This window comes from Ureibacillus sp. FSL K6-3587 (assembly GCF_038593165.1).
GTDB classification, from domain to species: domain Bacteria; phylum Bacillota; class Bacilli; order Bacillales_A; family Planococcaceae; genus Ureibacillus; species Ureibacillus suwonensis.
On the sequence record NZ_CP151969.1, the window covers coordinates 1,413,689 to 1,435,198 of the forward strand.

The window sequence follows — 21,510 nt, forward strand, 5'->3', positions numbered from 1 at the left end:
CAAAGCATATTATTACTTGTAATTGATTCCATAAATGTTCATTTGTATGGAATGTCAAGTGTTGAAGGAGAGAATAGTTATGGGAAAATATTTTGGAACTGACGGTGTACGTGGAGTTGCAAATACAGAACTCTCACCGGAACTTGCGTTTAAAATTGGCCGTGCTGGGGGATATGTTTTAACAAAGAACGCAACAGAAAGACCAAAAATCATTGTCGGCAGAGATACGAGAATTTCCGGCCATATGTTGGAAGGGGCGTTAGTGGCGGGATTGCTTTCTATCGGTGTGGAGGTTATGAGACTGGGGGTAATAAGCACTCCGGGTGTCGCTTATTTGACCCGTGTGATGAATGCGGATGCAGGGGTCATGATCTCCGCATCCCATAACCCGGTTCAAGATAATGGAATTAAATTTTTCGGACCGGATGGCTTTAAATTGACCGATGAACAGGAAGAAGAAATTGAAAAATTGATTGACGCCGAACAAGATACGCTTCCTAGGCCGATTGGTGCGGAATTGGGCACGGTCAGCGATTATTTTGAGGGCGGCCAGAAGTATCTCTCATATTTAAAACAAACGGTGGATGTTGACTTTGAAGGTATTCATGTGGCTCTTGACTGTGCTAACGGAGCTACTTCTTCATTGGCTACCCACTTATTTGCTGATTTGGAAGCGGATATTTCAACTATGGGCGCTTCGCCGGACGGATTAAATATCAATGACGGGGTAGGTTCCACACACCCTGAAAAGCTTGCGGAATTCGTCTTGGAAAGAGAAGCGGACGTGGGGCTGGCCTTTGATGGCGACGGAGACCGTTTGATTGCCGTTGATGAAAAAGGAAACGTTGTAGACGGCGATCAAATCATGTTTATCATCGGCAAATATTTAAACAGCAAAGGGCTTTTAAAGAAAAATACAGTCGTATCCACTATCATGAGCAATATGGGATTCTATAAAGCGTTGGAAGAAAACGGGATGACCAGCGCGCAAACGCCTGTCGGTGACCGCTATGTCGTTGAAGAAATGCGCAAAAATGATTACAACTTCGGCGGCGAACAATCCGGCCACATCGTTTTCCTTGATTACAATACAACCGGCGACGGTATGCTCACGGCAATCCAATTGGTGAGCATTATGAAATTGACAGGAAAACCTCTATCTGAACTGGCATCAGAAATGAAAGTATATCCACAACGCTTAGTCAATGTACGGGTAACAGATAAACATAAAGTAAAAGAAAATCCGAAAGTACAAGAAGTTATCAAAGAAGTGGAAAACGTTCTTGGAAATAATGGCCGTGTACTGGTTCGACCTTCAGGTACAGAGCCGTTGGTGCGTGTGATGGTGGAGGCGCCTACAGAAGAAGAATGTGAAAGTTATGTAAACCGCATAGCAGAAGTGGTAAAAAAAGAAATGGGCATGAATGATTGAGATGAACGGCTGCGCAGAATATGAATGTTCTGCGCAGTTTTAATTTTTTGGGGATAACTGTATCCACACAAGTCTCAATCCATCCACCCAGGTCCACTCCCTTTAGCGCGAGAAACCATTTCACCTCCACTATTTCCATCAGGCACTGATTAATTAAAGAAGGAATGGGCATAGTAATAAATGTGAAATATGAAAGGGAGTGGAGAGATTATGGCAAAAATTGCAACACTCATAACAGACTTATTTGAAGATGTTGAATTTACAAGCCCTAGAGAAGCTCTGGAAAATGCGGGCCACACAATCGTGACGATCGATAAAGAGGGCAATAAAACCGTAAAAGGAAAAAGAGGAGCCAAAGTGGATATTGATTATGGAATTGAAGAAGTCCATCCGGATGATTTTGACGCATTGTTCATTCCGGGAGGCTTTTCACCGGATCTGTTGCGGGATGACGATCGCGTGGTGGCATTTGTAAAAGCATTTATGAAGGCAAACAAGCTTGTATTCGCCATCTGCCATGGGCCGCAACTGTTAATTTCGGCAAGGGAATTGGAAGGGCGCGACGTCACTGGTTATAAATCCATCCGGGTGGATTTGGAAAATGCCGGTGCAAAATTCCATGACGAGCCGGTGGTGGTTTGCGGAAACCAATTGGTGACAAGCAGAACCCCGAATGACTTACCTGAATTTAACAGAGAAATCGTCAACTTGTTAAAAGAGCAAGAGTTTCAGGAGTAATTGTTAGTACTTTTTTCTCAAAGGTATAAAAAAATTTTTTTGCCCAGGACAATTTCTTGGGCAGCTATACATAGATGGGTTCAACCAATTTGTATAGAATAATAAAAAATAACAAATGTAAATCATTGACGGAAAGTAGCATATTCTGTATGATGTAGTTGCTTGATTTTTTCATGAATAATTTCCATATTTTAGAAGGGAATTATTCAAGCGCGGCAAAGGAGGGTAGTTACGCGCTATAAAAATGCAAGGAAAATAATGATAGCGCCTGGACTAAGGAAATCGGACGTTCAATCCTTAGTTGACGAGGAGGAGGTTTATCGAGTTTTCGGCGGGTACCTCCCGACCGCATTGCCCGGTCGCAATTTCGTTCTTAAAACATAAAAGCGATTTTATGGACAAAGGAACGAAAAGGCAATAATCAATAATATAGAGCGATATCAAACCTACATTTCTTTTTTTAAATTGATTGAATTAGACAGAATTCGATGTTAAAAAAAGAGCGGATGTAGGCGGTATTTTTTATTGTCTTTTTCAAATCTATGAAGATATCGCTTGTAACGGAGGAATGTTAAAATGTGTGGAATTGTCGGATATAACGGAAAGTTGGATGCGAAGGAAATTTTAATTAAAGGATTGGAAAAACTGGAATATCGGGGATATGACTCAGCCGGTATCGCCATTCTGAATGAAAATGGTGTTACGGTTTTTAAAGATAAAGGCAGAATTGCCCACTTGCGTCAAATCGTTGATGATCAAGTTGAAGCAAATATCGGCATTGGTCATACGCGTTGGGCGACTCACGGTGAACCAAATCAAGTCAATGCCCATCCCCATCAAAGTGCATCAGGTAGATTTACCATTGTACACAATGGAGTTATTGAAAACTATCACTTGTTGCAAAGAGAATATTTAAAAGAGATTCCAATGCAATCTGATACGGATACAGAAGTGATTGTTCAATTAGTGGAACTATTCGCTAATGAAGGATTATCAACAAAAGAGGCGTTCCGCAAAGCGATCTCTTTATTGCACGGTTCTTATGCGATCGCCCTTCTTGATAAAGAAGATCCGGAAACGATTTATGTCGCAAAAAATAAATCTCCTTTGCTGATCGGAGTCGGTGAAGGATTCAATGTGGTGGCATCCGATGCTTTGGCGATGCTTCAGGTGACAAATCAATTTATTGAAATCCATGATGAAGAAATCGTACTTGTGCATAAAGATAAAGTGGAAATTTCCACTTTGGATGGACAAAAAATTGAACGAAACCCTTATACAGTGGAACTTGATGCGAGCGATGCCGAAAAAGGAACATATCCTCACTACATGTTGAAAGAAATGGATGAACAGCCTGGCGTGGTGCGTAAAATTATTCAAGAATATAGCAACGATGCAGGCGAATTGGCAATCGACGAACCGATCTTAAAAGCGTTGCGCGATGCGGACCGGATTTATATTATTGCAGCAGGAACCAGTTATCATGCAGGCCTTGTAGGAAAACAATATTTTGAAAAACTTGCCGGAATTCCAGTGGAAGTGCACATTTCCAGCGAGTTTGGCTATAACATCCCGTTGCTTTCCGAAAAGCCGCTGTTCATTTTCATTTCCCAATCCGGTGAAACAGCCGACAGCAGACAAGTGCTTGTAAAAGTGAAAAAATTAGGCCATCCTTCTTTAACTATTACGAATGTTGCGGGATCCACTCTTTCCCGTGAAGCGGATTATACTTTATTGCTACATGCCGGCCCTGAAATTGCCGTGGCATCGACAAAAGCTTATGTGGCACAACTTGCGGTACTTGCCATCGCCGCTTATGTCACTGGAAAAAGCAAAGGAATCAAATCCGATTTCGATTTGAAAACAGAGCTGGCCATTGCTGCCAACGCGATTCAATCTATCGTGGATTCCAAAGAGGAATTGCACAAAATCTCAAATGAATATTTAAGCAAGTCCCGGAATGCATTCTTCATCGGCCGCAATATCGATTATTATGTAAGTTTGGAAGGTGCTCTTAAGTTAAAAGAAATTTCCTATATTCAGGCGGAAGGTTTTGCAGGCGGGGAGTTGAAGCATGGTACGATTGCGTTGATTGAAAAAGGAACGCCAGTCTTTGCCCTCGTTACACAAGCGCCAGTGGCATTGAATATCCGCGGAAACGTGAAAGAAGTGGTGGCGCGCGGGGCAAATGCATGCGTAATTTCCATGGAAGGACTGGATGAACACGATGACCGTCTGGTGATTCCGAAAGTTCATCCACTTCTAACACCGCTTGTTTCTGTCGTGCCGCTCCAATTCATCAGCTACTATGCGGCTCTTGAACGCGGCTGTGACGTCGACAAACCTCGTAACCTAGCAAAATCTGTAACGGTGGAATAAAATAACCGATACTTGCAGTATGTGAGTGATAATTAATGTTGTCACACAATTATTGAATAATGTCACTGATTTTTGCCTTGATACAGCATAAATGCTTGCTGTATCAAGGTTTTATTTTTTTGGTTACATTTCATTATCCTTTCTACATTGATATCCTGTTCTTTTCTGAGATATTGAATAACGCTGAAAAAGCCGATACATAGAATTTTCGATGGAGAATAGAGTGAAAAATTTTTAGTTCGGCCATGATTTCAGAGATTTTTCATTTTGTTTGGTTACGCTTATAGTCAATATCAAGATGAACAGGAGGAGCTTTATGAACTATTTGAAATTATTGATGGCACTAATTTTCTGTTTTGCACTGATTTGTACGTCTGGTCACATCGCATTTGCGGATGATGATTTTGGGGAGCATCATGAGCATTACGAATGGGGTTATGGCAAAAAAGAACATATAGACGACCGCTATGAAGATGCAGGAGAAATGATTGGCTGGGGGACGGTTATCACATTTGCAGTGGCTGGGTTAATATTTCCGATGAGAAGATTAACCAAACCGATGATTACGACATTTCCGTCAATTAAGCAAATCTATATATCGTTGACGAAATTTTTGGGTAAATACCACATACTGATTGGAATCGTCACGGTCCTTTTAAGTATCTGTCACGGCATTCTCATGTACCTTCATGAAGGAAGATTGGAAGATGAAGGGGTTAGTGGACTAGTATCAGCTATTGTGTTGGGAATAGCCGGTTTGATTGGGTTAATGTTATTTAACAATAAAAAGGTTAAGAGCTTACGAACAACACATATGACGTTAATCGCTGTTACAATGGTTATTGCTCTTTTCCATATTTTCATTTCCTAATACGAATTTTGTTGGGATCTGATTAATACGGGGACAACTGCTATGGATAAATTCCATTTATTACAATAAATTCATGTTCAGCTATTTGCACCAAATTTGCGCCGGTAGGATTGACCGAACTGCCTGAAAAGGGCGTACTTTTATACATTGTTTGTGACAAGATTAATGATAAGTCATAACCAAAAAGCCTTGATATAGCCAAATGCTTGCTGTATCAAGGCTTTTTCTTTGTCATTTTAGAATATAAGATTTGGTATGGAAAGGAATTTCTTTCACATCGTTGAGCTTGTTAACGTAAAGCGCCATGGCATGGGCAACATTGGAAAGAAGGCCTATAAACTGAAATAATAAATCGCTGACGGGTTTTTCTTTATGGACATGATGGAGGGCGCGGTAAACAATCTTTGCATCATTTCTTACCCGGTGCAAATGCATGGCTGCCTGACACCCTTGTGGGATGACGAAATGTTTCATTGCTTCGCCCACTTGCCCGCTATAATAGTCGTACCGCGAGCTTAACCATTCAACATCTTCTTTCGTGATGGCCAGATTGCCCCGTACAGAACCATTGGCGTGATACGTTAATTGTTGCAGATGAATGAGATCATCTTTTATGATTTGCTCAGGCTCTTTGGTTAAATAGGGAATCACCATGCCAATGCTGACGGTTAATGCATCCGAAAGCACTTCATAATCCACTTTGCAGCTTTTCTCCCTCATATAGGTATAACAAATATAACGCAAATCTTTTTTCATTGAATATCACTCTCCTAATAAATAATCAGATTATGTTAATACATCAAAAGGAATCATCTGCTTCTTCTTCATTAAAGGTTCTTGATAAATGATGGATTTCACCTGAAATGTTTTGGCAATATTTTCGGTATTTAACGCGTCAGAAGGGGCATTATAAGCCACAAACTTTCCATCTTTTAAAAAAATACATTGGTCACAAATGCGGGTAGCTAAATTGATATCATGAATGGCTGCTATGACCGTTTTTCCTTCCTGTACGAGAGAATGAAGAATGTCCGTTACAATGACTTGATAGTAAATATCTAAGTCAGAAGTCGGTTCATCTAATAGTAAAATATCTGTTTCTTGAGCAATGGCTTTTGCTAAATAGACAAGCTGCCGTTCTCCTCCAGATAAAGAAGGGACAAATCGATGTTTCAAATGGCTGATGCCGACTTGCTCCAACGCTTTTTTGACGGCCAGCTGATCGGTTTTCATCCAGCGGGAAAACCGTTTTTTGTGTGGATAACGCCCCATTTCGACCACTTGTTGCACAGTAAAATTCGTCTCTAATGTGGTCGTTTGGGGCATATAGGTGATGCGTTTGGCGATTTCCATAGGTTTCAGCTGTCGAAGGGACCGATTAAAAATTTTAATGTCTCCGCTATCAATCCGATTAATGCCGGCCAAACATTTTAATAAGGTAGATTTTCCCGTTCCATTCGGTCCAATGAGGGCAATAAACTTCCCTTTTTCAACAGTGAAGGAAAGGTTATTAAAAATGGTTCGGGCATTCCGATGAAAGGTTAAAGATTGAATTTCAAGAGCCGCTTCATTCATAAAAGTCCCTCCATTTTTTTCTGGCGCAATATTAAGAAAATAAAATATGGAGCACCTAAGAATGCAGTAATGATCCCAATTTGAATTTCAGCTGGGCGAATAACGAGGCGCGCGATTAAGTCAGCCAATGTTAAAAATAATGCACCACCTATCAGACTGGTTGGTATCAAATAACGATGGGTTGGCCCAATCAACAAGCGAATCATATGAGGAACAATTAAGCCGACAAATCCGATGGCGCCAGTCAAAGAGACGCAAACCCCTGTTAATAAAGAAGCGCTAATTAATAAAATGGTGCGTGTCCGTTGCACATGGATGCCCAAGTTTTTCGCTTCCTCTTCCCCAAGCAATAAAATATCCAACTGCTTGCGGTAGCTGAATATGAGAATATTGCAAAGGATAAAAGGGAGGATTAACAGCTTTACATCATCCCAATCCCGTCCATTTAAATTGCCCATAAGCCAGTATAGAATTTGCTGCAATTGGCCGTAGCTCGCGTATGTAATAATAAGAGAACTGCAAGCGGAAATGAACGAACTGATGGCGACCCCTGTTAAAAGAAGAGTTAACATGGATGTTTTGCCGTTTGATGTAGAAATGATATAGACAAGAAGCAAAGTGAGGAGAGCCCCTAAAAAACCAAAGACAGGAACAAAAAAGGTACTGATATGGGATAATCCAAAATAAATAGCAATGACTCCTCCTAAAGAGCCTCCTGATGAGATGCCAATGATGCCCGGTTCTGCCATCGGATTGCGGAATAAGCTTTGCATGACCACCCCACACACAGCTAAACTGGCACCAACAATGCTTGCTACAATGACACGTGGCAAGCGAATATAAAGCAAAATCTGTTCAAAGGTAGAGTCCGTTTCAAAATAGAAAAAAGGAAGTTTAGCCAAAAAAACTTGAACGGTTTCAAAAAGGGGAATCGTCACGCCACCGAAACTCGTGGCGATGACGATACTGAATAGAAATAATATAAAACTGGCGATAAAAAAGACGGGCATTTTCAGTTGCTTCATCTTTTGTTACTCCTTAGATAAAATCGCAGCCATTTCTTCTGCTCCTTCGATTACATAGTGGGAGGCAGTGGTTACATTGGCGCTGTCTAGCACATAAATCTTATTGTTTTTAATAGCTGGCACGTCTTTTAGTGCAGGGTCTTTTTTCCATTCTGTTACGAAAGCCGGCTCCCCATTGTTTGTAGTAGACCCCCAGGCAGTTGTAAAAATCACATCTGGTTTTAATTGAACCAATACCTCTTTTGAAATTTCCGGGTAGTCAGGGTAGGATTCGCCTACAATCCCTGCTTCCGATACAACATTAATTCCGCCGGCTAATTTAATCATTTCACCGATTGTGGTATTGTCTGTCACACTGGAGGAGTATTCCGTGTAATAAAGAACGCGGGGTTTATTTTCTTTTTTGTCCGCTTTTTCTTTTAATGCATCGATTCGTTTTTGAATATCCGCGATTAAGTTATTCGCTTTTTCTTGTTCTCCGACAATTTTCCCCAGCGTTTCAACGGTTTTTAAAATACCTTCAAAGGAAGTGTCATCGATGACTTGGAATGTTGTAATTCCGGCATTTTCTAATTGATTCAATACATCTGGATTAACGTAAGAAGGAATAATCACCAAATCTGGCTTTAATGCTAAAATTTGCTCGGCTGTTACGGTTTCAAATTTCGTTTCAATTGAATCGGTTTTGCCTGCAACATTGGAAATCGCTGGATCACTAGAAATCGCTGTGACGCCTACAAGATTTTCAGAAGGTACTAAATCCACCAGCAATTCATCGACAGCTAAAGCAGTCGAAACAATACGTTTCGGTTTTTCCGAAATGGTAATTTCCTTACCACGGCCATCTGTCACCGTCAGCGGATAAGCCGATTGTTTAGCTTGTTCGGATGGTTGATTTGTCGAATTTTCATCATCATTGTTGGCAGTATCGGTATTACAAGCTGTTAAAAATAATAAAAGCAATATGGGTAGTAGCAATTTGGTGAATTGATTCATCACAAATCTCCTTTTCTATAAAATTTTTTATATGTTTAGTGTGGCCACACATTAAACCAAAATAAAAAGCCTGTATCCCAAGTGGGAATACAGGCGTGAAAGCGTTAAAAAGCACAAAAAAGCATGACTTGCTTGCACCCGTTCTTTTCCCACCCGAAAAGACGTTTGCAAAGTGTTTAAGCAGGCTTCCTGACTCGGACTTCCTCTTACTCCTAACCCTTCCCGAATGTAACATTCAGTGGTTATTGTTAGTTTCATCCATCCTCACAGTAGCGGGGGCTGTACTAGATTTTCACTAGTTTTCCTTTTACCTCTTCCAAGAAGAGCACTTAAACACCCTCGATATGAAATTAACTATAATCTAGCATAAATCATTTAATAAATGCAATAGTATAACAAAACTTTACATGATTGCACCACATCGGATATACTAATCAGCAGTTTTTCTTTTTGGGAGGGAAGATATCTATGGCAAAAGACTGGCGTTATATTAGTTATCCGTTTATGCGGGAGAAAAGTTGCTTGGTAGATTATGAAATTATGACAGACAGCTTAACGACAAAAATAGGAGATTGCATAAGTGTAAGCAAAAATGAACATAAGTTTGAAGAAATCACTCAAATTTTAAGAAAAATCCAACCGCTAGCTTATCATGCAAATGGATCTGTAAGAGGGCGTTTAGCGATTACAGAAGAAAATTTAATGTGGCTGGAATCTGTATATGATGATTTTGTCGAACGAGCAGGCGAGACAAATAAGCAATTCGTTTTGCCACAAGGTTCTGAGTTGGCGACGCGATTGCATATTTGTCGAAGTGAAGCGAAAAAGAGCTATCGTGCTTTACACAAAGTAAGCGAAGAGAGAGAAGTGCCGGAAATTTTATTTCAGTTTTTAGGACTTTTAGCGAATGTATTTTTTGTACTGGCAATCGAAGCGAATAAATTAACTAAAACCGAAGAAATCCCTTTTATCAGCAAATCTTATGGAAAAACTAAATAAATAGTTTATAGATAGCCCAAATTTATATATATATGGCAAGTTAGTTAAGAGAATACTAGATGAAAACGATTTGTAAATATTTTAGATTTACTTTTTAAGATTGTAAGCATGAATTTTATATGATAACATACACTATATATTGTGTAGTTTAAAATTTAATAACACAAAATGTTGAGTATAAAGTTATGGTGGTAATTTTTAATACCTTAATAGGGAATCCAGTGAGAATCTGGAGCTGCCCCCGCAACTGTAAGTGTGGACGAATTAGCAAACCACTGTATCGATTTACTGAAAGGTGACGATACGGGAAGGGCTATAGTAGGAGGATACACGAGCCAGGAGACCTGCCATACTTTGTAGTTTCTATTCTTCGGGGTGTGAGAAGGAGAAACGATAGGAAAAGATATATTTTACATATGTTTTATTTCTGTCGTATTCTTCCTTTTTCCGTCTATTCCCCGAGAATGACGGATTTTTTATTTTTAGGGAGGAATTAAGGTGACAAGAAATCAAAGTATTGAACAGGAAACACTTTCTGAATTCATCGATCGTATTTTTAATGATTTCAAGTTGGCATCAGACCAATACAAAGAGAAGATTCGAAAAGCAGGAGTAACCAATCCATTCGATGAGAGAGATGCAGATCTTTTAATTAAGTATGCTCTTGAAAATATTGATGAAGCAAATACAGAATGGACCTATATTGCAGCAAGAATTTTTTTACAAAATCTTTATTATAAAGCAGCAAGAAACAGAGGATATGAATTTAATCATAATCGTACTTATGGATCGTTTTATGATTTGATTCGGATATTGACCGAAAAAGGAATCTATTCCGAAAAGTTATTAATGAAATATACAAAACAAGACATTGAGTATTTTGAATCATTTATTGAACCTAAACATGATTTGTTATTTACATATCCAGCTATTCTATCTTTGGCAACCCGTTATTTAGCAACGGATTATGAGAAAAATGTTTATGAATTGCCACAAGAACGCTGGATGATTATTGCGATGTACCTTATGCAAGACGAAGAAAAATCCATGAGAAATGAGTATGTAAAAGAAGCGTATTGGGCTTTAAGCAATCTGTATATGACTGTTGCGACCCCAACACTTGCAAATTCCGGAAAAACACATGGGCAGTTATCTAGCTGCTTTATTGATACTGTAAATGATAGCTTACAAGGAATCTATGATAGTAATAGCGATGTTGCCCAGCTTTCTAAAAATGGAGGCGGTATCGGTGTTTATATGGGGAAAATTCGTGCAAGAGGTAGTTCCATCAAAGGATACAAGGGCATGTCAAGTGGTGTTATACCATGGATTAAGCAATTAAATAATACAGCAGTCAGTGTTGATCAGCTTGGTACAAGAAAAGGCGCTATTAGTGTGTATTTAGATGTATGGCATCGTGATATAGAAGATTTCCTTGATTTGAAACTCAATAATGGTGATGAACGGTTGCGTGCGTATGACATATATACAGGAGTATGTATACCCGATTATTTTATGGAACAGGTAGAAAAACGGGGAGATTGGTATTTATTTGATCCATATGAAGTGAAACAAGTGATGGGTTACTCGCTAGAAGACTTCTATGATGAAAAGAAGGGCGATGGACAGTGGCGTAAAAAGTATCAAGAATGTATTCAAGCCAATCTTTCTTCCAAAAAAAGAATTCCAGCAATAGATATTATGAAGCGAATCATGAGATCCCAATTAGAAACTGGCGCACCGTTTATGTTTTATCGTGATGAAGTCAACCGCCAAAATGCCAATTCCCATCAAGGTATGATCTACTGTTCAAATTTATGTACGGAAATTGCGCAAAATCAATCTCCAACAGAATTTATTGAAGAATATATCGAAAACGAAAATATAATTGTAAAAAAATATAAAGCTGGTGATTTTGTTGTTTGCAATTTGAGTTCTATCAATTTAGGCCGTGCTGTACCTGATAATGTTTTAGAACGTTTGATTAAAATTCAAGTTCGCATGTTAGATAATGTAATTGATATTAATACGCTGCCAATTAAACAACCAGAAATCACGAATAAAAAATACCGGGCCATTGGACTTGGAACATTTGGTTGGCATCATCTATTAGCTTTGAAGAATATTGAATGGGAATCAGAAGAAGCAGTACAATATGCAGATGAACTTTATGAAAAAATAGCTTATTACACGATTCGAAGCAGTATGGAGTTAAGCAAAGAAAAGGGCAGTTATCCATTATTTGAAGGAAGTAAATGGAGTTCTGGTGAGTATTTTATTTATAAAGGTTATACAGACGAACGATGGATGCAACTTCAAAAAGATGTTAAAAAATATGGAATTCGAAATGGATATTTAATGGCCATTGCACCTAATGCGACAACTTCGATTATTGCAGGTTCCACCGCTAGTATTGATCCTATCTTTAAACCTTTTTATATTGAGGAGAAAAAGGATTACCGAATTCCGACAACTGCACCTGATTTAAATCATAAAACGTATAATATTTATCGCCGTTCAGCTTATATTGTGGACCAAAGATGGTCAATCAAACAAAATGCTGCTCGTCAAAAACATATTGATCAAAGCATTTCATTTAATATTTATGTTCCAAACACGATAAAGGCATCAGTGCTGCTAGATCTGCATTTTCAAGCATGGAAATCAGGTTTAAAAACAACCTATTATGTTCGCTCTACATCGAATGAAGTAGAAGAATGTGTGTGGTGTCAAAGTTGAAGGCTTTAATAGCTTATTTATCTTATAGTGGAAATACAAAAGAAGTTGCAGAAATTATTGAGGAAGTATTAAAAGAAAAGAAATTTCAAGTGGATATGCATCGAATCGGAGTCAATTTGCCAATCAATCTTAAAATGTACGATTTAATATTTATTGGTACTTTTACATGGGCAAAGGGTGCATTACCTATTGAAGTTAAGGATTTTGTATGGGAAATAGGCTATAAACCAAAAAATATTGCAGTATTTGGTACTGGTGATACTCAGTTTGGGGGCGATGAATTATTTTGCTTGGCGGCTGTGAAATTAGCAAGATTCTACAATAGTCGTTGGGAACCTTTAAAAATTGAACAATCTCCTAGAGGAAGTCAAGAAAAAATCGTAAAAAAATGGATAGAAGGGATTGTTAAAGATGTCACCAAACTTGCTTGAAAAGGTAAAAACATTAGATCCAATGAATCCAAATCGAGCAACTGCACTGTTTGGAGGAAAATCGAGTGGTATTTTAAATTGGAATAATATTAAGTATCCGCATTGGTATAAAACATATAAACGCTTGTTAAGTAATTTCTGGAAGTCTGATGAAGTGAATATGTCGAATGATGTGAAGGAATTTCCAATGTTATCAACGGAGGAACAAGATACGTTTTTAAAAGTAATTAGCCTTTTAGCGACATTAGATTCATCGCAAACAAGGACCATTCTACTCACATCCTTATATGCCACAGATCCATCAGTACAATCTATTTTAGCTGTCATTGCACAACAAGAAGCAGTGCATAATGAAAGCTATTCTTATATATTATCTTCCGTAGTATCGTTAGATAAACAAAATGAAGCTTTTGAAATTGGTAGAAGTGATCCGATTTTACTTAAACGTAATCAAAATATAATGGAGATATATAATCAATTTGTCGAGAAGCCATCTTTAGAAAATATATTAAAAACATTAGTATATTCCACAATACTTGAAGGATTATTCTTCTATTCAGGTTTTGCTTTCTTCTATAATTTAGCGCGCCAAAACAAAATGGTTGGAACATCTACAATGATTAGTTACATTAACCGAGATGAATTAGAACACGGTCGTTTTATTTGTGAATTAGTTCGGGCAACATTGGGAGAAAATCCAGAGCTAAATACAAAACATTTTACTGATTGGGTTTATGAACAATTTAGAAATTCTGTAGAATTGGAAGTGGAATGGTCTCACTATGTGTTAAATGGTGTAGAAGGCATTGATTTAGATGAAATGGAAGGTTTTATTAAATATAGAGCGAATAAAATGTTACGAATGATAGGATTAAGTGAAATATACGCAATGCATATTAATAATCCAATGAAATGGATTCGTGCATATGTAGATAATTTTGATGAAACAAAAACGGATTTCTTTGAACAAAGAAATCGTCAATATACGAAGATTAGTGATTTGAATGGTTTTGATGAACTCTAAAAATTATTAATATTAAAAATCCAAATCTCTGAAGGGTGTACTAATATTTTTAGCAGCCCTTCTTTTTTTGTTGAGATAAGTTTGAGTATATATGCCTATCATTTTTTATACTAGTATGTTCAAAAATGTTAGAGTTGTTGAAATAAACTTTGGTGCTCTGATTTCTAGATTGAAATTTTATGTATAAATCCAATAGTAAATTTCCATAATTAAATCAGGATTTTAAAAATTGTTAAAAGGTAGGGATTATTTTTGGGAGAAAGTAAATATGCAGAATTAAATGAAGAACAACTCAAGGAAATAAAACGACTAGAGGAAAAATTAAATGTAACACTAATTGCATATGAAAATTCAATATTAGAAAGTCAAAACCAATTTGATAACACAGCGAATTAAATTGAATGGATATTGTTATTGACAAGTAGAAAATACACATATTTGGTGAAGGTCTCTAATTTAAAGAAAAAGGTTCGATTGAAAATGAAGAATATCCATAGGCCTTCACCTATCCCTTCACTTGAGATTTTCAGTATTCAGGAAGAACCATCCCCTATCAGCAAAGCATCCGTGAATTCTGCCTTCCTTGTCTCCATTATGGTTTTCTCTTTATACACGCCCACATAGCAGATATCCCCGTATGATTCAAAATCTATCGATATTAGTCAAAATGAAATTATAGAGAAAAGCATGCATGAAATCGAAATTTTAGATGACAGAGAATTTGATGATTTATATAATCAATTGGATGTTGCTCATCAAATGATTGTGGACGGAACTATTCGCGAATACGTGGACTGTGTCAGCAGCGCCTGCGAAAGCAAAATTCCATGCAATCAATGACCGATTATATGAGAATGCCTGGAAGTCGCAATTTTTATCCAGCTTGATGATGCCGATATGCAGTTTATCGGAAATTTTGGCTATGTAGCTGTGTGTATTGTTGGTGCTTACCTTGTTACAACTGATGCCATCACCATTGAAACGATTGTGGCGTTTATAATTTATATTCGTCTATTTACTCAGAAACCCAATTTGCTCAAGTGGGAACAAATTTACAATCAGCGCAAGCGGCCAGTGAGCGGGTATTTGAATTTTTGGAAGAAAAAGAATTGGATGCGGAACATCCGAAACTTGCAAAAGTGGAGCATGTTAAAAGGGAGATAGAATTTAAAAATGTGCAATTTGGATACCGCCAATGGACAAAAACAATGATTAACGATTGCCCGTGTAATGATAAAAAATGCGCCGTTATTGATTTTAGATGAAGCAACGAGTTCTGTGGATACACGGACAGAACTACAAATTCAGCGCGCTATGGAACAATTGAAAACAGGAAAAACGTCCTTTATTATTGCCCATCGTCTTTCAACCATTAAAAATGCGGATTTAATTTTAGTCATGAAAGTTGGAGAAATTGTGGAGAAAGGAACCCATCAAGAACTTCTTGATAAAAATAGATTCTACGAAGAATTGTATAAAAGCCAGTTTGAACAAGTATCGTAACTGTTTCAAACTAAAATATGGTATAATTAGTAAGCGAGTTTTTGACGTACACTTGACATAAAACGGTTTTTGCATTGTTTCTGCAAGTGAAACGATAAAATATTGAGCGGAGGATTTAAATGAACAAAATGAATATGCCAAAAATGATGAAGATGATTACTATTCCGTTAGCTTTAAGTGCCATGCTAGTAGGATGTTCAAACGGAGATGATGAATCAGTAGCAACGGTGAATGGAGAAAAAATCACAAAAGCGGAATTAAACGAAGCTCTCACGGAACAATATGGACAAGAAGTATTAAATAATTTAATTGCCAATAAAATTGTGGAGTTAGAAGCGAAAAAACAAAAAGTTTCCGTAACGAAAGACGAAATTGAAGCGGAGTATAAAGACTATGTGGACCAATACGGAGGGGAAGAAAGTTTCAAACAATTGCTTTCTTCTTATAATATGGATGTAGAGGATGTAAAGAAAGATATTAAAAATTATTTACTAACAAAAAAAGTAATGGAAGACTATGTTGACATTAAAGACGACGAATTGAAATCCTACTTTGAAGAAAATAAGGATTCCTATAATCAAGCAGAACAAGTTGAAGCAAGCCATATTCTAGTGGACGATGAAAAAACAGCTAAAGAAGTCATTAAAAAATTAAATGATGGAGAAGATTTTGCTAAACTTGCAAAAGAATATTCCACTGATACAGGTACAAAAGACAAAGGTGGCTACTTAGGCTACTTTGGCAGAGGCGAAATGGTTGAAGCCTTTGAAAATGCTGCATTCTCCATGAAAGTAGGTTCCATTTCCAGCGAGCCAGTCAAAACTGATTTTGGTTACCATATCATAAAAGTGACAGACAAAAAAGAAGTAAAAGAAGCCAAATTTGAAGATGTGAAAGACAAAGTATATCAAGATTTATTAGAACAAAAAGTAAACGAACAATATACAAAATGGCTATCCGAAAAAATGGATGAATATAAAATTGAAAACAAATTATCAGGCGATAATAAAGATAAAAAGGATAAATAATTAAAGGGGGCTGTCCAGAAAGTCGAACACTTTCTGAAACAGCCTTACTTCTTATAGTAATATTCTCTTAAAAACTTTCCCTGCGGTGGTTACAAAACGCGCCTCCTCGTCGCAATTTATCTGCGGCGAAAACTCTAGCTAAAGCCGCAAAGGGGGCGTCTTGAAATGACTTTTCAGAAGCCGCCCTTTTTTTGCCATTAAAAAACGGCCGTCTTATTTTGGAATAATTTATGGCAGAGATGAAAAGGATTTGTAAAATATCCCCCACTTCCCAAATGTTTTACAGTTACTTTAATGTTTTTTCACAACTGTCTTATAAGATGATGGTGAAAAAATGAGAAGGGGGAATAGTAATGAATTTTCCATCAGTGGATTATTCATGGCTCGGAAACGGGACGGTCATTGCGATGATCGCCATTGTCCACGTCATTATCAGCCATGGTGTAGCCATTGGAACATCCGTTTTGACCGTATCTTTGGAACATCGAGCGTTTAAGACGAACAATCAAAAACTAGATGGGTTGGCCAAAAACATTGCGAAATGGATTTTAATCATCACTACAACAGTAGGAGCGATGACCGGTGTGGGAATCTGGTTTTCGACAACGGTCATTCAGCCGGATTCGATTGGTTCTTTATTGCGAATCTTTTTCTGGGCTTGGGTAACAGAATGGGTTTGCTTTATCACCGAAGTCATTCTATTAATCATTTACTATTACACATGGGACCGTTGGCAAGATCCTGAGAAGAAAAGAAAACATATTTATATAGGAGTTGGCTTAAGTATTGTTTCATGGCTGACAATGGCCATTATCACAGGCGTGTTGGCAGCAAAATTGACACCCGGGAAATGGATTGAGACATTCTCATTCTGGAATGCCTTCTTTAACCCAACGTATTTGCCTTCTTTAGGATTCCGAATGTTCTTAGCTATCTTATTGGCGATTGTACTTGTTTCATTATTCATACGTCTATTCGTAAAAGACCTTTCACTGAGGGAAGAATCCTTTAAAGTATTCGGTTTTTGGGGTGCGATTTCTTTGCCAATGACCTTCGTTTTAGGGCTTTGGTATTTATGGTCCATTCCAGATCAAGCCTACAATATGATTGTTTTGGCAACAGGAATGACCGAAAGTACATTTAAAATCATCAATGGTCTTGCATTATTGATTTTACTGGTTTTTTCTGTTTGGCTTATCCGAAGCCCGAAAAAAGTGCCCATTATCCTTTCTATAGCAGTGTTTGGTGCGTCCATCGGATTTATCGGAGAATTTGAGGTGGTAAGGGAATACATTCGAAAACCTTTCATCATTTATGATTACATGTACGCAAACGGACTTCTCGCCCAAGATCGGGAAAAAATGAATGAAGAGGGCTTTTTAGCCAATGCGACTTGGGCAAAAGAAAAGGAAATTACGGAAGAAAACAAAGTGGAGGCCGGAAGAGAAGTTTTTGTAGGCCAATGTATTGCTTGCCATACCATCGATGGTTGGAGAACAAAAAGGGCGTTAGGAAAGCGTTTAGCCGGATGGGATGAAGAAGCATTGAAAAACTATATACCAACCATGCATACGGTGCGGGTTGCCATGCCTCCTTTCATGGGAACTGAAGAAGAATTGGATGCCTTAGCAGCCTATTTGAAATCAGAAATTGACCGCGTAAATAATGAAAAGGAGGTAAGTCAAAATGAATAATTTGCCGATTTCTCCTGATAATGCGTTACCAATTCCGGCACCTCTGGGTTTAATGGAATTATTAATCATCTTAACCTTTATCATTCATATTTTATTTGTAAATTTTACGGTTTCACTTGTAACGGGAGCAGTGGGATTAGAGATTGCCGGGAAAATTAAAAAAAGTGCTTTCTTGGATAAGATGGCAAAAAGTTGTTCTTTCCACGCATCCATTCATAAAAGCATCGCTGTTGTAATGGGGGTAGCTCCACTGCTCATTATCAGCGTGATTTATACTCAATATTTTTATTCCAGCACCATTTTAATCGGGAAAATATGGATCAGTGTCATTCCTTTATTAATCATTGCATTTCTTTTGTTATATCTTTATAAATTCACATGGGATAAGTGGCAAAATAAAAAAGCGCTGCATATTCTTGTAGGATTTGCAGCAATGTTGATATTGTTATATATCCCGCTTATTTTCATCGTGAATATTACTTCGATGCTGTATCCAGACAAGTGGGGCGAGGTTCAAGGATTTTTCCCTAGCTTATTGTATTATCCGCAAATTTGGCAAAGATATTTGCATTTCATCCTTGCCAGTCTTGCTACAGGCGGCTTTTATGTATTCCTGTTTTACGCATACAAAAGCCGAAAAAAAGGCGGTTTGGAAGATTATGAACAAAGCCTGAAATTATTTGGTGCCAAAGTGGGCTTATGGATTACGGTAGTGCAATTAATTGCAGGATTCATCCTGTTATTCGCCTTTAAACCGGAAGTCAGAATGTTGTTCATGGGTGAAGATTTATTATTAACTACTTTATTAATGCTTTCAATCGTTTTAACCATTATTTTATGCGTCTTTTTATTCCTTGCGGGATATAAAGATTCTTTCAAATCCTTTGTTTTATCGGCGGCTGTGTTCGTGTTAATTGTGAGCATTATGGGATGGATCCGTCATGAAGTAAGAGAAACTTATTTATCCCCTTATTTTGATGAATTCCCAAGAACAGAGCAATCGATGGAAAAATAATATGAATTGCAAGCGGCAGTTTAGATGAAGCAGAAGCTTACTAAACTGCCTTTTATGTGCGCCCGGCATGTACATGAACGATAGGGTGTAAGTCCCGAACCCCGAAGACAGAAGTCAGCAGAGGTCATCGTATTAGTTGGTTTAGAACTACTAAGAAGGACTGAACAATTAAGAGAGAATAGCCCTTGGCATTCAGTGAGTCATGATGAACACAGAAAACGTAGTACCTCACTTGAGGAAGGAAGCGGTGAATCCCGTGGGAGACCTCTTGGAGGGTGGAGTGACCACTGGCATAAAGAGAACAGCTATTCACGGAAGTTATAAAGACTTGCGTCAATTATCTTAATTGAACCGCCGTATACGGAACCGTACGTACGGTGGTGTGAGAGGACGGGAGCTAATCAATCCCTCCTACTCGATTTGTAAGAATATCGATGAAAGGAAGTATTCGAATTTATAAAATATTCGAATTTATAAAAAATAATTGCATAATTTACCAAATAAGATTATAAATATTAATATATTCTTATTTTTGTAGCATAAATTCTCGTATAATCTTTTTAATTGTCATAAAACAAGGAGGGGTTTGGATGGGAAATGTTCCTAAAGTGTTGCAAAATTTGCGTCTTCCCGTGATTGGGGCACCGATGTTTATTATTAGTACACCAAAGCTAGTGATTGCCCAGTGTAAAGCAGGAATTGTGGGTTCTATGCCGGCATTGAATGCAAGACCATCTAGTCAATTGGATGAATGGCTTGCGGAAATTACGGAAGAACTCGCCAGCTACAATGCCAAAAATCCGGATAAGCCTGCTGCACCTTTTGCCATTAATCAAATCGTTCATAAAACGAATGACCGTTTAGAAAAGGATATGGAACTTTGCGTTAAGTATAAAGTTCCTATTATTATTACGTCCCTTGGTGCACGGGAAGAGGTATATGAGGCTGCCCATAGTTATGGCGGTTTTGTATTCCATGATGTCATTAATAATACCTTTGCCAAAAAAGCCATTCAAAAAGGGGCAGATGGACTGGTGGCAGTGGCGGCAGGAGCTGGTGGACATGCTGGAACCCAAAGCCCGTTTGCTCTTGTACAAGAAATTCGGGAATGGTTTGATGGTCCATTAGCTTTATCGGGAGCGATTGCACGCGGACACTCTATTTTAGCTGCACAAACAATCGGAGCCGACTTTGCATATATTGGTTCTCCATTCATTGCAACCCATGAAGCCCGGGCGGCGGAGGAATACAAGCAAATGATTGTGGATAGTTCTGCAGAAGATATTGTTTACAGCAATCTTTTTACAGGCGTACATGGGAACTATTTGAAAGGCTCCATCATTAACGCCGGCTTGGACCCGAATAATTTGAAAGAAAGCGACCCTTCAGCCATGAACTTTAAAGAAGCCGGCAAAAAAGCCTGGAAAGACATTTGGGGAAGCGGCCAAGGAATTGGCGTCATCAAAGAAATCACTTCTACAGCGCAGCTGGTGGATCGATTATACAAAGAATATCTTCAAGCTTATGAGGAGTTAATTCAAAAGAGAGCCGTATATGCAAATCGATAAAATATGCAGACTTCCTAATGATAGACAGATTCTAACGTCTGTTTAGCATCGGGAAGTTTTTTTGGTTCGCTTACTAATCGATTTAGTGCGTTTACTACTTTATTTGGATCAGATGTTGCCTCCATTAGTGCATTTACTACTTTATTTGGATCAGATGTTGCCTCCATTAGTGCATTTACTACTTTATTTGGAGTGGATGGTACTTCCTTTAGTGCATTTGCAATCTTATTTGGTGCGGATGGAGTTTCCATTAGTGCGTTTGCAACCTTATTTGGTGCGGATGGAGTTTCCATTAGTGCGTTTGCAACCTTATTTGGTGCGGATGGAGTTTCCATTAGTGCATTTGCAACCTTATTTGGTGTGGATGGAGTTTCCATTAGTGCGTTTGCAATCTTATTTGGTGCGGATGCAACCTCTTTTAGTGCATTTACAACCTAATTTAGTGCGGATACCTCCACCTTGTATTGAAAAAATATTGCAAATACAACAAAAA

20 protein-coding genes, 1 pseudogene and 2 riboswitches are annotated in these 21,510 nt (G+C 38.0%); of the genes and pseudogenes, 16 read left to right on the forward strand and 5 right to left on the reverse strand.

The genetic code is table 11. The annotated features are described in order from the left end of the window. Window positions 1-79: 79 nt before the first annotated feature. From glmM to NSS77_RS06960, 4 genes are all read left to right on the forward strand, one after another. Complete coding sequence (glmM, locus tag NSS77_RS06945) at window positions 80-1,432, forward strand: phosphoglucosamine mutase (protein WP_342470942.1); 1,353 nt, start codon at window positions 80-82, stop codon at window positions 1,430-1,432. A 210-nt stretch (window positions 1,433-1,642) separates the two neighbouring features. Beyond that, window positions 1,643-2,170: a type 1 glutamine amidotransferase domain-containing protein gene (locus NSS77_RS06950; protein ID WP_342470943.1), complete on the forward strand. Its 528-nt coding sequence runs from the start codon at window positions 1,643-1,645 to the stop codon at window positions 2,168-2,170. Between the two features lie 576 nt (window positions 2,171-2,746). Further along, window positions 2,747-4,549 (forward strand): glutamine--fructose-6-phosphate transaminase (isomerizing), encoded by a 1,803-nt coding sequence (glmS, locus tag NSS77_RS06955; RefSeq protein WP_342470944.1) that lies wholly within the window; start codon window positions 2,747-2,749, stop codon window positions 4,547-4,549. A 316-nt stretch (window positions 4,550-4,865) separates the two neighbouring features. Next, window positions 4,866-5,420 carry a hypothetical protein gene (locus tag NSS77_RS06960; protein WP_342470945.1) on the forward strand — a complete coding sequence of 185 codons (555 nt, stop codon included), beginning with the start codon at window positions 4,866-4,868 and terminating at the stop codon, window positions 5,418-5,420. Window positions 5,421-5,651: 231 nt separating this feature from the next. Here the strand turns inward: NSS77_RS06960 and NSS77_RS06965 are convergent, their stop codons facing one another. Genes NSS77_RS06965 through NSS77_RS06980 form a run of 4 tightly spaced genes read right to left on the reverse strand, consistent with a single transcriptional unit; the run spans window position 5,652 to window position 9,016 of the window. Further along, window positions 5,652-6,176, reverse strand: a complete 525-nt coding sequence (locus NSS77_RS06965; protein ID WP_342470946.1) for a hypothetical protein — start codon at window positions 6,174-6,176, stop codon at window positions 5,652-5,654. A gap of 30 nt (window positions 6,177-6,206) precedes the next feature. Beyond that, window positions 6,207-6,995, reverse strand: a complete 789-nt coding sequence (locus NSS77_RS06970; RefSeq protein ID WP_342470947.1) for an ABC transporter ATP-binding protein — start codon at window positions 6,993-6,995, stop codon at window positions 6,207-6,209. Continuing rightward, on the reverse strand, window positions 6,992-8,020 hold the full coding sequence (locus NSS77_RS06975) for an iron ABC transporter permease (RefSeq protein ID WP_342470948.1): 1,029 nt from the start codon (window positions 8,018-8,020) through the stop codon (window positions 6,992-6,994). Before NSS77_RS06975 ends, NSS77_RS06970 begins: the two co-directional genes overlap by 4 nt. Window positions 8,021-8,026: 6 nt before the next feature. Continuing rightward, complete coding sequence (locus NSS77_RS06980; RefSeq protein WP_342470949.1) at window positions 8,027-9,016, reverse strand: ABC transporter substrate-binding protein; 990 nt, start codon at window positions 9,014-9,016, stop codon at window positions 8,027-8,029. Window positions 9,017-9,177: 161 nt separating this feature from the next. After that, window positions 9,178-9,364: riboswitch (cobalamin riboswitch) on the reverse strand. 120 nt (window positions 9,365-9,484) lie between these two features. Here NSS77_RS06980 and NSS77_RS06985 point away from each other — a divergent pair. From NSS77_RS06985 to NSS77_RS07040, 12 genes and pseudogenes are all read left to right on the forward strand, one after another. Then, the gene (locus tag NSS77_RS06985) at window positions 9,485-10,015 is read left to right on the forward strand and encodes a hypothetical protein (RefSeq protein WP_342470950.1); all 531 of its coding nucleotides are present in this window, start codon (window positions 9,485-9,487) and stop codon (window positions 10,013-10,015) included. A gap of 169 nt (window positions 10,016-10,184) precedes the next feature. Further along, a riboswitch (cobalamin riboswitch) is annotated at window positions 10,185-10,382 on the forward strand. Between the two features lie 131 nt (window positions 10,383-10,513). After that, window positions 10,514-12,754, forward strand: a complete 2,241-nt coding sequence (locus tag NSS77_RS06990; RefSeq protein WP_342470951.1) for a ribonucleoside-diphosphate reductase subunit alpha — start codon at window positions 10,514-10,516, stop codon at window positions 12,752-12,754. Then, window positions 12,733-13,185 (forward strand): flavodoxin, encoded by a 453-nt coding sequence (locus NSS77_RS06995; protein ID WP_181733300.1) that lies wholly within the window; start codon window positions 12,733-12,735, stop codon window positions 13,183-13,185. The genes NSS77_RS06990 and NSS77_RS06995 overlap by 22 nt, the downstream gene beginning before the upstream one ends. After that, window positions 13,166-14,209: a ribonucleotide-diphosphate reductase subunit beta gene (locus tag NSS77_RS07000; RefSeq protein WP_141603256.1), complete on the forward strand. Its 1,044-nt coding sequence runs from the start codon at window positions 13,166-13,168 to the stop codon at window positions 14,207-14,209. Before NSS77_RS06995 ends, NSS77_RS07000 begins: the two co-directional genes overlap by 20 nt. Window positions 14,210-14,461: 252 nt before the next feature. Further along, entirely contained in the window at window positions 14,462-14,605 is a 144-nt protein-coding gene (locus NSS77_RS07005; RefSeq protein ID WP_342470952.1) for a hypothetical protein, read from the forward strand. A gap of 291 nt (window positions 14,606-14,896) precedes the next feature. Then, on the forward strand, window positions 14,897-15,049 hold the full coding sequence (locus NSS77_RS07010; protein WP_245989590.1) for a hypothetical protein: 153 nt from the start codon (window positions 14,897-14,899) through the stop codon (window positions 15,047-15,049). Beyond that, window positions 15,021-15,712, forward strand: a pseudogene (locus NSS77_RS07015) (ABC transporter ATP-binding protein); the annotation flags it as partial. The gene NSS77_RS07010 and the pseudogene NSS77_RS07015, both read left to right, overlap by 29 nt. A 119-nt stretch (window positions 15,713-15,831) precedes the next feature. Then, window positions 15,832-16,740, forward strand: a complete 909-nt coding sequence (locus NSS77_RS07020; protein WP_342470953.1) for a peptidylprolyl isomerase — start codon at window positions 15,832-15,834, stop codon at window positions 16,738-16,740. Window positions 16,741-17,093: 353 nt separating this feature from the next. Further along, a complete protein-coding gene (locus tag NSS77_RS07025) occupies window positions 17,094-18,434 on the forward strand; it encodes a c-type cytochrome (protein WP_342470954.1) in 1,341 nt (446 codons plus the stop codon). Further along, window positions 18,427-19,449 carry a cytochrome ubiquinol oxidase subunit I gene (locus NSS77_RS07030; RefSeq protein WP_342470955.1) on the forward strand — a complete coding sequence of 341 codons (1,023 nt, stop codon included), beginning with the start codon at window positions 18,427-18,429 and terminating at the stop codon, window positions 19,447-19,449. Before NSS77_RS07025 ends, NSS77_RS07030 begins: the two co-directional genes overlap by 8 nt. Before the next feature lie 202 nt (window positions 19,450-19,651). After that, entirely contained in the window at window positions 19,652-19,795 is a 144-nt protein-coding gene (locus tag NSS77_RS07035; RefSeq protein ID WP_342470956.1) for a hypothetical protein, read from the forward strand. Between the two features lie 244 nt (window positions 19,796-20,039). Then, window positions 20,040-21,017 carry a nitronate monooxygenase family protein gene (locus tag NSS77_RS07040; protein ID WP_342470957.1) on the forward strand — a complete coding sequence of 326 codons (978 nt, stop codon included), beginning with the start codon at window positions 20,040-20,042 and terminating at the stop codon, window positions 21,015-21,017. A gap of 14 nt (window positions 21,018-21,031) precedes the next feature. Here NSS77_RS07040 and NSS77_RS07045 read toward each other — a convergent pair whose 3' ends face one another. Beyond that, window positions 21,032-21,394, reverse strand: a complete 363-nt coding sequence (locus tag NSS77_RS07045; protein ID WP_342470958.1) for a hypothetical protein — start codon at window positions 21,392-21,394, stop codon at window positions 21,032-21,034. Window positions 21,395-21,510 lie beyond the last annotated feature (116 nt).